General features: G+C 42.7%; 1 protein-coding gene. It reads left to right on the top strand.

Features of this window, described 5'->3' with window-relative positions:
• Positions 1-63: 63 nt before the first annotated feature.
• On the top strand, positions 64-731 hold a 668-nt coding region (locus tag HMPREF3168_RS00430; RefSeq protein WP_083289568.1), incomplete at its 3' end, for a helix-turn-helix domain-containing protein.

Consider the following 731-nt stretch of genomic DNA (forward strand, 5'->3'; position numbering starts at 1 on the left):
TGCTAAAATATTCCTCGAAACAAAGATTGACAAAGATATAATTCTGAAAGGCGGTGAAATCAAATGGCGGAACAGGTAAAAGAAGCACCGGCAGAATTAATTCAGACAAGAGTCTATGAACTATGTCCCAACAAGACTATGAGAAAAGTTTTGGATGAAGCTTGTGACTACCGTCGTTATTGTTGGAATCAAGGCCTCGACTTGTGGAATGAAATGTATAAGGAAAGGCAAGCACTTAAATCTTCTTTGGCCTCCGACTCTAAAAAGCTGACCGAAGAGCAGAAAGTGCTACTTAAAGAAAAGCCTTCGCCGAGTGAGCGAAGAGTTCGTAATATGTTAGTTGCCGATAAAAAAGACTGGCAGTATACACAGTCAGCCCGGATTCTGCAACTGGCAATTTCTGATTTGGGTAAGGCTTGGAAAAATTTCTTCGACAAGGCACAACCAGGCTGGGGTAAACCGAAATTTCGATCAAAGCGGGAAGCCAGACAAGGCTTCAAAAGTGACCGGAGCAAGATCAAAGATGGAATTCTTTATTTGGAGCGGGCAAGAAGAAGCAGCGTTCCAAAAGATCAATGGCGTGGCTTTAAGCTGAGAGAAAAGCCTTTGTCAGATGAATTTGGCGTTGTCAGCTATTTCAAAGAAAAAGGCCGTTATTACGTTGCCATTCCGTATAAGATCAAGGCTGAAGATGTTAAGCTGCCAGACAAAACAGGTAAAGCTACCGCGGT

The sequence above is a fragment of the Lactobacillus sp. HMSC08B12 genome (assembly GCF_001808415.1).
In the GTDB taxonomy this organism is placed as follows: Bacteria; Bacillota; Bacilli; order Lactobacillales; family Lactobacillaceae; genus Lactobacillus; species Lactobacillus delbrueckii.